This window comes from Agrobacterium sp. GD03872 (assembly GCF_029840625.1).
GTDB classification, from domain to species: Bacteria; Pseudomonadota; Alphaproteobacteria; order Rhizobiales; family Rhizobiaceae; genus Agrobacterium; species Agrobacterium fabrum_A.
The window spans coordinates 394,441-406,350 of record NZ_JAOCCY010000003.1 but is presented as its reverse complement, the minus strand read 5'-3'; the positions used below and the strand labels follow the sequence as shown (position 1 = coordinate 406,350).

Here is an 11,910-nt window from a genome sequence, read left to right as displayed (position 1 = left end):
CCTTTTGGGCGCCTGCCGGTTCTCCGGCCACCAGCGTTGCCGAGGGACACTTTCGCCGCATTGTGCGGTTAATCCGTATTTAGAGCTCTGGACGGCGACCCGGGAAGAAGCCGGTCCAGATGCAAACAGGGGCAGCAGCTAGCCTCTCAAGGAGACAAGGCATGAACCAAGAGGTCATGAATCTTTTCAATCCTCAGGTGCCTGCGCAGCATTTCGATTCCATCCGGATTTCGATCGCTTCGCCGGAAAAAATCCTGTCGTGGTCCTACGGCGAGATCAAGAAGCCGGAAACCATCAACTACCGTACGTTCAAGCCGGAACGCGACGGTCTCTTCTGCGCGCGCATCTTCGGACCGATCAAGGACTATGAGTGCCTGTGCGGCAAGTACAAGCGCATGAAGTACAAGGGCATCATCTGCGAAAAGTGCGGCGTCGAAGTCACGCTGTCGCGCGTTCGCCGTGAGCGCATGGGCCATATCGAGCTCGCAGCGCCGGTTGCCCATATCTGGTTCCTGAAGTCGCTTCCCTCGCGTATCTCGACCCTGCTCGACATGACGCTGAAGGATGTCGAACGCGTTCTCTATTTCGAGAACTACATCGTCACCGAACCCGGCCTCACTTCGCTGAAGCAGAACCAGCTTCTGTCCGAAGAAGAGTACATGATTGCCGTTGACGAATTCGGCGAAGACCAGTTCACCGCCATGATCGGCGCTGAAGCCATCTACGAGATGCTGGCTTCGATGAACCTCGAAAAGATCGCCGGCGACCTGCGTGCCGAACTTGCTGAGACCACGTCTGATCTCAAGCAGAAGAAGCTGATGAAGCGCCTGAAGATCGTCGAGAACTTCATGGAGAGCGGCAACCGTCCGGAATGGATGATCATGAAGGTCGTTCCGGTCATTCCGCCGGACCTGCGTCCGCTGGTTCCGCTGGATGGCGGCCGTTTTGCGACCTCCGACCTCAACGATCTCTATCGCCGCGTCATCAACCGTAACAACCGTCTGAAGCGCCTGATCGAGCTTCGTGCGCCTGGCATCATCATCCGCAACGAAAAGCGTATGTTGCAGGAATCCGTCGATGCGCTGTTCGACAACGGCCGTCGCGGCCGCGTCATCACGGGTGCCAACAAGCGTCCGCTGAAGTCGCTCTCCGACATGCTCAAGGGCAAGCAGGGCCGCTTCCGCCAGAACCTTCTCGGCAAGCGCGTCGACTATTCCGGCCGTTCGGTCATCGTGACCGGTCCGGAACTGAAGCTGCACCAGTGCGGCCTGCCGAAGAAGATGGCGCTCGAACTGTTCAAGCCGTTTATCTACGCCCGCCTCGACGCCAAGGGTTATTCCTCGACCGTCAAGCAGGCCAAGAAGCTGGTTGAAAAGGAAAAGCCGGAAGTCTGGGATATCCTCGACGAAGTCATCCGCGAGCATCCGGTTCTGCTGAACCGCGCACCGACGCTGCACCGTCTGGGTATCCAGGCTTTCGAACCGATGCTGGTCGAAGGCAAGGCCATCCAGCTGCACCCGCTCGTCTGCACGGCCTTCAACGCCGACTTCGACGGTGACCAGATGGCTGTTCACGTTCCGCTCTCGCTGGAAGCCCAGCTGGAAGCGCGCGTGCTGATGATGTCGACCAATAACATCCTGCATCCGGCAAACGGCCACCCGATCATCGTTCCTTCGCAGGACATGGTTCTCGGCCTGTATTACCTGTCGATCATGAACCAGAACGAGCCGGGCGAAGGCATGGCCTTCTCCGATATCGGCGAGTTGCATCACGCGCTTGAAAACAAGGTCGTGACGCTGCATGCCAAGATCCGCGGCCGCTTCAAGACCGTGGATGCCGATGGCAAGCCGGTTTCGAAGATTCATGAGACGACACCCGGCCGTATGCTGATTGGCGAACTTCTGCCGAAGAACGTCAACGTGCCTTTCGACGTCTGCAACCAGGAAATGACCAAGAAGAACATCTCCAAGATGATCGACACGGTCTACCGTCATTGCGGCCAGAAAGACACGGTCATCTTCTGCGACCGCATCATGCAGCTCGGCTTCGCCCATGCCTGCCGCGCCGGCATTTCGTTCGGTAAGGACGACATGGTCATTCCGGACAGCAAGGTGAAGATCGTCGGCGACACCGAAGCTCTCGTGAAGGAATATGAACAGCAGTATAATGACGGTCTCATCACCCAGGGCGAAAAGTACAACAAGGTTGTCGACGCCTGGGGCAAGGCAACCGAGAAGGTCGCCGAAGAGATGATGGCACGCATCAAGGCTGTCGAGTTCGATCCGGAAACGGGCCGCCAGAAGCCGATGAACTCCATCTACATGATGTCCCACTCGGGCGCCCGTGGTTCTCCGAACCAGATGCGTCAGCTGGGCGGCATGCGCGGCCTGATGGCGAAGCCGTCGGGTGAAATCATCGAGACGCCGATCATCTCGAACTTCAAGGAAGGCCTGACCGTTAACGAGTACTTCAACTCGACCCACGGCGCCCGTAAGGGTCTTGCAGACACCGCCCTGAAGACCGCGAACTCGGGTTACCTGACCCGTCGTCTCGTCGACGTCGCGCAGGATTGCATCGTCAACTCCAGGGATTGCGGCACCGACAAGGGCCTCACCATGACCGCCATCGTCGATGCCGGTCAGGTCGTTGCCTCGCTCGGCGCACGTATCCTCGGCCGTACGGCTCTTGATGACATCGACAATCCGGTCACCGGCGAGAACATCGTCAAGGCTGGAACGCTGATCGACGAAGCCGATGTTGCGACCATCGAAAAAGCCGGCATCCAGTCCGTTCGCATCCGCTCGGCGCTTACCTGCGAAGTGCAGATCGGCGTCTGCGGCGTCTGCTACGGTCGTGACCTTGCACGCGGTACGCCTGTCAACATGGGCGAAGCCGTTGGCGTCATCGCCGCACAGTCGATCGGTGAACCGGGCACGCAGCTCACCATGCGTACGTTCCACCTTGGTGGTACGGCAAACGTGGTTGACCAGTCGTTCCTCGAAGCCTCGTATGAAGGCACGATCCAGATCAAGAACCGCAACATCCTGCGGAACTCCGAAGGCGTTCTCATCGCCATGGGCCGTAACATGTCCGTTACGATCCTCGATGAGCGCGGCGCGGAACGTTCCACGCAGCGTGTTGCTTACGGTTCGAAGATCTTCGTGGACGATGGCGACAAGGTAAAGCGTGGCCAGCGTCTTGCAGAGTGGGACCCCTACACCCGTCCGATGATGACGGAAGTGGAAGGTACCGTTCACTTCGAAGACCTCGTCGACGGCCTGTCCGTTCTGGAAGCGACCGACGAATCCACCGGCATCACCAAGCGCCAGGTCATTGACTGGCGTTCGACGCCGCGCGGTTCGGACCTCAAGCCCGCAATCGTCATCAAGGACGCTTCCGGTGCGGTTGCCAAGCTTGCCCGTGGTGGCGAAGCCCGCTTCCAGCTCTCGGTCGACGCCATCCTGTCGGTCGAGCCGGGTGCGAAGGTCTCCCAGGGTGACGTGCTTGCACGTTCGCCGCTGGAAAGCGCCAAGACGAAGGACATCACCGGCGGTCTGCCGCGCGTTGCCGAACTGTTCGAAGCCCGTCGTCCGAAGGATCACGCCATCATCGCAGAGATCGATGGTACGATCCGGCTGGGCCGCGACTACAAGAACAAGCGTCGCGTGATGATCGAGCCTGCGGAAGACGGCGTCGAGCCGGTCGAATACCTGATCCCGAAGGGCAAGCCCTTCCACCTTCAGGAAGGCGACTATATCGAGAAGGGTGAATACATCCTCGACGGTAACCCGGCGCCGCACGACATTCTGGCGATCAAGGGCGTGGAGGCTCTGGCTTCTTACCTCGTGAACGAAATCCAGGAAGTCTACCGTCTGCAGGGCGTTGTGATCAACGACAAGCACATCGAGGTGATCGTTCGCCAGATGCTGCAGAAGGTTGAAATCACCGATGCTGGCGACAGCCAGTACATCGTTGGCGACAACGTCGATCGCATCGAGCTTGACGACAACAACGACCGCCTGATCGAAGAAGGCAAGAAGCCTGCCTATGGCGAGCCGGTTCTGCTCGGCATCACCAAGGCTTCGCTGCAGACGCCGTCCTTCATCTCGGCCGCATCCTTCCAGGAAACCACCAAAGTTCTCACGGAAGCTGCGATTGCCGGCAAGACGGACACGCTGCAGGGCCTCAAGGAAAACGTCATCGTCGGCCGTCTCATCCCGGCCGGTACCGGCGGCACCATGACGCAGATCCGCCGCATCGCGACCTCGCGCGACGACCTCATCCTCGAGGAACGCCGCAAGGGTACCGGTGCAGGCTCTGCGAACCAGATGCTGCAGGACATGACGGACCAGGCTCCGGCCGCCGAATAAGGCGGAGAGGGCAGGGGCTTTGCGAAGCTCCGCCAAGGTTCAGTGAAAACGCCCGGAGCAATCCGGGCGTTTTTGTTTGTGAGGGGCACTGGGAGAGCCAGGGCGATTTTACGATTTCTCTGGAGAGCGTCTGCAGCCGCGCGGGCGCGGGTCAGCCCTGTTCGCGGATGTTGTAACGGGTGAGGACGGAGAGCCGACGAACGAGATCGGTCTGGCCGGTGCTGCCGGTCTTGGCATAGATCGACTTGGCGTTGCTGCGCACCGTCTCATGGGAGATCTGCAATTGTTTTGCGACGGCGGGAAGCGAAAGCCCCTTCATGATTTCGAGAGCCACGCGGGCCTCGCCCTTGGTGAGGTCGTACAGCCCCTTCAGCAGTGAACTCGCATCGGCAACGGTGCCCATGGGCTGTGATATCAGTATGATGGCGCAGCCATTCGGGGATAGGTCCAGTGCGTTTCGGCGCAGCGGTATGACGTGAAGAATGCATATGCCTTCGTCGCCGGCCGGAAGGGGAAAAGAGCCGATGTTCCGCCCGGCAAGCGCCTTGTAGAGCAGCCGGTTTACCCTTTCGTCGGAGATCACGATCCTGTCGCGGGCGCGGGTGGATATGCATTTCTGCAGGGAAAGAAAGAGATCGTTGGCGGAAAGAACGCGTCCGCTTGCCTGAAGCACCGCGGCGGGGGCGCCAATGGCGTTCAGCCCAAGCGTCATGGCGTCAGCCTTCTGCCGCTGCAGCCGGGTTGCGAGGGTGAGACTGCGGGCAATATGCGGCCTCAACCCGTCCAGCGCCGCCATGGTTTCCGGCTCGATGACGCCGCTGTCGAGCCTGCGTTCGAAAAGCACCGTCATTTCCGGATGGTCCGGCGGCGCAACCTGCGTCGCCGCGCCATATCCCAATCCGCGCGGCATCAGGAAGTCGCGCACGATCGGCAATCCGGCCCATTCGTCATGGGTGAAGACGTCGAAATCCTGGACGAAGGAAAACTGCCCTTCGCGGATTGCGCGGGCGAGGCGGTCATTGCGCCGGTTCCAGCCGCCTTGCATGAAGGCCTGCATCAATTCCTGAAAGTTGGGGGTGAAGAGCCAGGTCTCGTCTTCGCCCTTGCCCCAGGTAAGAGCGCCGCCCCAGAAATCCAGCCGCTGGCCGATTGTCGCTATCACGTCAGTCCAGCGATCAGGGAAAAGCGCCGCCTCGTAAATCTCATCGATAATGTCTGCCGACGATATAGTATCCAACCCGCCACCGAAATCATGTACCGGTACTACTTTAAGCTGATGTGTGGGTGTTGTTCAATGGATAAAGTAACAATGCGATTGTATTTAAAGTATATAATCTATGCGTGACTTAATATATTGACAAGTTTGCCGAACGGATCGCGCACGAACATTCGGCGGACGCCCCACGTCTCGACGGCGGGGCCGTATTCGATCGCCAGGCCGGCCTTCTGGATGCTGGCATGGACGTCGTCGAAATTATCGACCTCGATGGAAAGATCCGGCACATCCGTGCCGGAACCGCCTTCGCGTGCGAAACTGACCTGTGCTCTCGCTTCGAGCGGGCTGGCATGGGTAACGATCCAGCGGGGTCGGGCGTTGCAATATTGGCGACGACGCGTCTTACCGCCATGGTCCTGCACCTCAGGCGAAGCGGATGATGGCCACTTCGCCTTCGAGCGCGCCCTGATAGGCGGAGGCATGCGGCTCTTCATCCGGGACGTCGGTCAGCATGCCGATCTGGTCGAGGTCGGCTTCGATGAAACCTTCCTCGGAAAGCGCGTTCAGCGTTTCGCGCACGGCGGTATCGTCGTCCGGCGCGCGCAGGATGACGTGGATGTCGATGCCCTCGGAATTGTCGGTCTCATAGGCCTTGCCGATGACGATGAAGACCATCGGCTCGTCGCGTCCGTTGTCGTTGTCGGGGAGGGTGCTCATGACGCGGTTCCTTGATCTGTCGTTGCTGTGATGCGGGCCGAGGGAATCGGTCCCGCCCATGGCGGAGCCGCTCCGGCCCGCCATGGGGAATCAATAGACGGATTTTATGAAAAGCCAAAGCGTGGAGGTCAAAATCGCTGCCTTCTGCGCCGACTTATGTTAAAGCGGGTTGGAAATGGCCCGGACGTGGGCTTTGCGGCCATGGGTGGCGGCGCAAAATGTGGATTCGCCCTTGACGAAAGCTGGCTAAAACAGTAGTACGCCCGCCATCGGAGCCTCTGTGGGTGCTGGCCGTTCGGTAACCTTTTTCCCGAACATCATCTCAAACGGGTCTCCATTGCACGTAGAAGACACGAATGTTGCACGCAAGACGCCTCATCCGGTGTCCTCTGCTCTTGGTGGTCCATCCGTGAAAACGGATCGGGCCACGTTTTGCGCATGAGGATATATGCGTGCATCGTCGCCGGCAACGGCATAGCCGCCACCCGTGAGGGTGGCTAAAGTAGTTTTTGCAAGGGATGGTTATATGCCTACCGTAAACCAGCTGATCCGCAAGCCTCGCCAGGCACAGGTAAAGCGCAACAAGGTTCCTGCTCTTCAGGAAAACCCGCAGAAGCGTGGCGTTTGCACCCGCGTTTACACGACGACCCCGAAGAAGCCGAACTCGGCTCTGCGTAAGGTTGCCAAGATCCGCCTCACCAACGGCTTCGAAGTCATCGGCTACATTCCGGGCGAAGGTCACAACCTTCAGGAACACTCCGTGGTCATGATCCGCGGCGGCCGCGTAAAGGACTTGCCGGGCGTGCGTTACCACATCATCCGCGGTGTTCTCGATACCCAGGGCGTCAAGAACCGCAAGCAGCGCCGCTCCAAGTACGGTGCGAAGCGTCCGAAGTAATTCGGGTTTAACAAATTCCGGCGCTGCGCGAGGTTCTCCGCGTGGTTTAGCGTCAATAACATTGAGAGACAAAGAATATGTCCCGTCGCCATAGTGCAGAAAAGCGTGAGATCAACCCGGACCCGAAGTTCGGCGATCTGGTCGTCACCAAGTTCATGAATGCCATCATGCTTCACGGCAAGAAGTCGGTCGCAGAAAGCATCGTTTACGGCGCGTTCGACGTCGTTCAGGGCAAGACGAAGCAGGAGCCGCTCGGCGTGTTCCACTCCGCCCTCGACAACGTTGCTCCGCACGTTGAAGTGCGTTCGCGCCGCGTTGGTGGTGCCACGTATCAGGTCCCGGTCGATGTTCGTCCGGAGCGCCGCCAGGCTCTCGCCATCCGCTGGCTGATCACTGCTGCTCGCAAGCGCAACGAAACGACCATGGTCGATCGCCTTTCCGGCGAACTCATGGACGCCGCGAACAACCGTGGTTCCGCTGTCAAGAAGCGCGAAGACACGCACAAGATGGCCGACGCCAACCGCGCATTCTCGCATTACCGCTGGTAATCTTAACCGGTCGCATATCGAAAGGCAGTCCATTATGGCTCGCGAATATAAAATCGAAGACTACCGCAATTTCGGTATCATGGCGCATATCGACGCCGGCAAGACGACGACCACCGAGCGTATCCTTTATTACACCGGTAAGTCGCACAAGATCGGCGAAGTCCACGATGGCGCTGCCACGATGGACTGGATGGAGCAGGAGCAGGAGCGTGGTATCACCATCACCTCCGCTGCCACCACGACCTTCTGGAAGGGTCGCGACGGCAAGATGCGCCGCTTCAACATCATCGACACCCCCGGCCACGTCGACTTCACCATTGAAGTTGAGCGTTCGCTGCGCGTTCTCGACGGCGCCATCGCGCTGCTCGACGCCAACGCCGGTGTTGAGCCGCAGACGGAAACCGTTTGGCGCCAGGCCGAGAAGTATCATGTTCCGCGCATGATCTTCTGCAACAAGATGGACAAGACCGGTGCTGACTTCTACCGCTCGGTAGAAATGATCAAGACCCGTCTCGGCGCCATCGCCGTTGTCATGCAGCTGCCGATCGGCGCTGAGACCGAGTTCAAGGGCGTTATCGACCTGATCGAGATGAACGCACTCATCTGGCGCGACGAATCGCTCGGCGCTCAGTGGGACGTCGTCGAAATCCCCGATGACATGAAGGCCAAGGCTGACGAATATCGCGAAAAGCTGATCGAGACCGTTGTCGAGATCGACGAAGAAGCGATGGAAGACTACCTGAACGGCATCATGCCCGACAACGACAAGATCCGTGCGCTCGTTCGCCGCGGCACCATCGACGTGAAGTTCCACCCGATGTTCTGCGGCACCGCGTTCAAGAACAAGGGCGTTCAGCCGCTTCTCGACGCCGTCGTCGACTACCTGCCGTCTCCGCTGGACATTCCGGCGATCAAGGGTATCGACTTCAAGACCGAAGCCGAAATCGAGCGTCATGCCGACGACAGCGAGCCGCTTTCCATGCTCGCGTTCAAGATCATGAACGACCCCTTCGTCGGTTCGCTGACCTTCGCACGTATCTACTCGGGCAAGCTCGAAAAGGGTACGTCTGTCATCAACACGGTCAAGGACAAGCGCGAGCGCGTCGGCCGTATGCTGCAGATGCACTCCAACAGCCGTGAAGACATCGAAGAAGCCTTTGCCGGCGACATCGTTGCTCTGGCTGGCCTCAAGGAAACCACCACTGGCGACACGCTCTGCGATCCGCTGAAGCCGGTTATCCTCGAGCGCATGGAATTCCCCGAGCCGGTCATCCAGATCGCGATCGAGCCGAAGACCAAGGGCGACCAGGAAAAGATGGGCCTCGCGCTCAACCGTCTGGCTGCTGAAGATCCTTCGTTCCGCGTCAAGACGGATGAAGAATCCGGTCAGACGATCATCGCGGGCATGGGCGAACTTCACCTCGACATTCTCGTTGACCGTATGCGTCGCGAGTTCAAGGTTGAAGCAACCGTCGGCGCTCCGCAGGTTGCCTACCGCGAAACCATCACGCGTCAGCACGAAGAAGATTACACGCACAAGAAGCAGTCCGGTGGTACCGGTCAGTTCGCTCGCGTGAAGATCATCTTCGAACCGAACCCCGAAGGCGAAGACTTCAAGTTCGAGTCGAAGATCGTCGGCGGTGCTGTTCCGAAGGAATACATCCCGGGCGTTCAGAAGGGTATCGAAAGCGTTCTGTCTTCCGGTCCGCTGGCTGGCTTCCCGATGCTCGGCGTCAAGGCGACGCTGGTCGACGGTGCATTCCACGATGTTGACTCGTCGGTTCTCGCCTTCGAAATCGCATCGCGTGCCTGCTTCCGTGAAGCAGCGAAGAAGGCTGGCGCACAGCTTCTCGAGCCGATGATGAAGGTCGAAGTCGTAACGCCGGAAGACTATGTCGGCGACGTTATCGGCGACCTGAACTCCCGTCGTGGTCAGATCCAGGGTCAGGAAAGCCGTGGTATCGCCGTTGTCATCAACGCGCATGTTCCGCTCGCGAACATGTTCAAGTACGTCGACAACCTGCGCTCCATGTCGCAGGGCCGTGCACAGTACTCGATGACGTTCGACCACTATTCGCCGGTTCCGTCGAACGTGGCGCAGGAAATCCAGGCTAAGTACTCCGGTCAGAAGTGATCGGGGTACGCCCCACCGAATTTTGAAGATTATTCCCGTCAAGGGACAAGAATGGAGAGCCACTAATGGCAAAGAGCAAGTTTGAGCGCAATAAGCCGCACGTCAACATTGGCACGATCGGTCACGTTGACCATGGCAAGACGTCGCTGACGGCAGCGATCACGAAGTTCTTCGGCGAATTCAAGGCGTATGACCAGATCGACGCCGCGCCTGAAGAAAAGGCCCGTGGCATCACGATTTCGACGGCGCACGTTGAATACGAAACGCCTGCCCGTCACTACGCGCACGTCGACTGCCCCGGCCACGCCGACTACGTGAAGAACATGATCACCGGTGCAGCGCAGATGGACGGCGCGATCCTGGTTTGCTCGGCAGCCGACGGCCCGATGCCGCAGACCCGCGAGCATATCCTGCTTGCCCGTCAGGTTGGCGTTCCGGCGATCGTCGTGTTCCTCAACAAGGTCGACCAGGTTGACGACGCCGAGCTTCTCGAGCTCGTCGAGCTTGAAGTTCGCGAACTTCTGTCGTCCTACGACTTCCCGGGCGACGACATTCCGATCGTCAAGGGTTCGGCACTTGCCGCTCTTGAAGATTCTGACAAGAAGATCGGTGAAGACGCGATCCGCGAGCTGATGGCTGCTGTCGACGCCTACATCCCGACGCCTGAGCGTCCGATCGACCAGCCGTTCCTGATGCCGATCGAAGACGTGTTCTCGATCTCCGGCCGTGGTACGGTTGTGACGGGTCGCGTTGAGCGCGGTATCGTCAAGGTTGGTGAAGAAGTCGAGATCGTCGGCATCCGTCCGACCTCGAAGACGACGGTTACCGGCGTTGAAATGTTCCGCAAGCTGCTCGACCAGGGCCAGGCCGGCGACAACATCGGCGCACTGGTTCGCGGTGTTAACCGTGACGGCGTCGAGCGTGGCCAGATCCTGTGCAAGCCGGGTTCGGTGAAGCCGCACAAGAAGTTCAAGGCCGAAGCCTACATCCTGACGAAGGAAGAAGGCGGCCGTCATACGCCGTTCTTCACGAACTACCGTCCGCAGTTCTACTTCCGCACGACGGACGTAACGGGCATCGTGACGCTTCCGGAAGGCACGGAAATGGTTATGCCTGGCGACAACGTCACCGTTGACGTCGAGCTGATCGTTCCGATCGCGATGGAAGAAAAGCTGCGCTTCGCTATCCGCGAAGGCGGCCGTACCGTCGGCGCAGGCATCGTGGCTTCGATCGTCGAGTAATTTCGACCTTTGAAATTCAGACTGGCGGCGGTGTGAACAGCACCGCCGCCGGACTTTTGGTAAAAAGCCTGGCGGCGTTGCATTTTTAGTGCTTGAAAAATTCGGTGAAAGCGCGTAAACGCGCACTCACAATCACCGCTGGATTCGCAAGCGATTGCGAAACGCGGTGTTTTTAGCAATACAGACTACCGAAATGATTGGGGTGTGACGCACATCCCTCTCGATTTTTGAAAATCTGCGGCGCCACGATCAATAGAAGTTCATGTGTTTCCGCGTGCGGAAACGAATAACAAAGAACAAGGACAAGACGAATGAACGGCCAGAATATCCGTATCCGCCTCAAGGCGTTCGATCACCGGATCCTCGATGCCTCTACCCGTGAAATCGTGTCGACCGCAAAGCGCACCGGCGCCAGCGTTCGCGGCCCGGTTCCGCTCCCCACCCGCATCGAAAAGTTTACCGTCAACCGCTCTCCCCACGTTGATAAGAAGAGCCGTGAACAGTTCGAAATGCGGACGCACAAGCGTCTTCTCGATATCGTTGACCCCACCCCGCAGACTGTCGATGCTCTGATGAAGCTCGACCTCGCTGCTGGCGTTGACGTGGAAATCAAGCTCTAAGACCCGGCCCGAACCATCCATGGTGAGGGCTGAAATAACAAGGAAGGTACGTGGAGTAATCCAACGACTTCCAAACCGGAGACCGGAAACATCGTGAGATGTCGAAGGGCACTCCTTAACAAAGGCCAGAGAGGGTTTTCCCTTCAAGGCTCGCAAGAGGATGAAC

General features: G+C 58.8%; 8 protein-coding genes and 1 pseudogene. 6 read left to right on the top strand and 3 right to left on the bottom strand.

What is annotated here, in order from left to right:
* Positions 1-161: 161 nt before the first annotated feature.
* Entirely contained in the window at positions 162-4,370 is a 4,209-nt protein-coding gene (gene rpoC / locus N5D22_RS09665; protein ID WP_279656174.1) for a DNA-directed RNA polymerase subunit beta', read from the top strand.
* 151 nt (positions 4,371-4,521) lie between these two features.
* Here rpoC and N5D22_RS09660 read toward each other — a convergent pair whose 3' ends face one another.
* The 3 genes and pseudogenes from N5D22_RS09660 to N5D22_RS09650 all read right to left on the bottom strand — a co-directional run bounded on the left by N5D22_RS09660 (position 4,522) and on the right by N5D22_RS09650 (position 6,303).
* Positions 4,522-5,607: a helix-turn-helix transcriptional regulator gene (locus N5D22_RS09660; RefSeq protein WP_279656173.1), complete on the bottom strand. Its 1,086-nt coding sequence runs from the start codon at positions 5,605-5,607 to the stop codon at positions 4,522-4,524.
* Positions 5,608-5,705: 98 nt separating this feature from the next.
* Positions 5,706-5,998, bottom strand: a pseudogene (locus tag N5D22_RS09655) (VOC family protein).
* A gap of 11 nt (positions 5,999-6,009) precedes the next feature.
* Positions 6,010-6,303 carry a hypothetical protein gene (locus tag N5D22_RS09650; RefSeq protein ID WP_035262574.1) on the bottom strand — a complete coding sequence of 98 codons (294 nt, stop codon included), beginning with the start codon at positions 6,301-6,303 and terminating at the stop codon, positions 6,010-6,012.
* Between the two features lie 526 nt (positions 6,304-6,829).
* Between N5D22_RS09650 and rpsL the strand changes: the two genes are divergently transcribed.
* The 5 genes from rpsL (at position 6,830) to rpsJ (ending at position 11,744) form a co-directional block, all read left to right on the top strand.
* Positions 6,830-7,201, top strand: a complete 372-nt coding sequence (gene rpsL, locus N5D22_RS09645) for a 30S ribosomal protein S12 (RefSeq protein WP_003507760.1) — start codon at positions 6,830-6,832, stop codon at positions 7,199-7,201.
* Between the two features lie 77 nt (positions 7,202-7,278).
* Positions 7,279-7,749 carry a 30S ribosomal protein S7 gene (rpsG, locus tag N5D22_RS09640; RefSeq protein WP_003507761.1) on the top strand — a complete coding sequence of 157 codons (471 nt, stop codon included), beginning with the start codon at positions 7,279-7,281 and terminating at the stop codon, positions 7,747-7,749.
* A gap of 34 nt (positions 7,750-7,783) precedes the next feature.
* On the top strand, positions 7,784-9,883 hold the full coding sequence (gene fusA / locus N5D22_RS09635; protein ID WP_279656172.1) for an elongation factor G: 2,100 nt from the start codon (positions 7,784-7,786) through the stop codon (positions 9,881-9,883).
* Positions 9,884-9,948: 65 nt separating this feature from the next.
* The gene (gene tuf, locus N5D22_RS09630) at positions 9,949-11,124 is read left to right on the top strand and encodes an elongation factor Tu (RefSeq protein ID WP_279656171.1); all 1,176 of its coding nucleotides are present in this window, start codon (positions 9,949-9,951) and stop codon (positions 11,122-11,124) included.
* A gap of 311 nt (positions 11,125-11,435) precedes the next feature.
* The gene (gene rpsJ / locus N5D22_RS09625; RefSeq protein WP_003507767.1) at positions 11,436-11,744 is read left to right on the top strand and encodes a 30S ribosomal protein S10; all 309 of its coding nucleotides are present in this window, start codon (positions 11,436-11,438) and stop codon (positions 11,742-11,744) included.
* The last annotated feature ends 166 nt before the right edge of the window (positions 11,745-11,910 follow it).

Bases quoted from the DNA above. Each gene is read 5' to 3' on its own strand.
- rpoC (WP_279656174.1), top strand. From the start codon at position 162: ATGAACCAAGAGGTCATGAATCTTTTCAATCCTCAGGTGCCTGCGCAG.
- fusA (WP_279656172.1), top strand. From the start codon at position 7,784: ATGGCTCGCGAATATAAAATCGAAGACTACCGCAATTTCGGTATCATG.
- N5D22_RS09650 (WP_035262574.1), bottom strand. From the start codon at position 6,303: ATGAGCACCCTCCCCGACAACGACAACGGACGCGACGAGCCGATGGTC.
- rpsJ (WP_003507767.1), top strand. From the start codon at position 11,436: ATGAACGGCCAGAATATCCGTATCCGCCTCAAGGCGTTCGATCACCGG.
- rpsG (WP_003507761.1), top strand. From the start codon at position 7,279: ATGTCCCGTCGCCATAGTGCAGAAAAGCGTGAGATCAACCCGGACCCG.
- tuf (WP_279656171.1), top strand. From the start codon at position 9,949: ATGGCAAAGAGCAAGTTTGAGCGCAATAAGCCGCACGTCAACATTGGC.
- rpsL (WP_003507760.1), top strand. From the start codon at position 6,830: ATGCCTACCGTAAACCAGCTGATCCGCAAGCCTCGCCAGGCACAGGTA.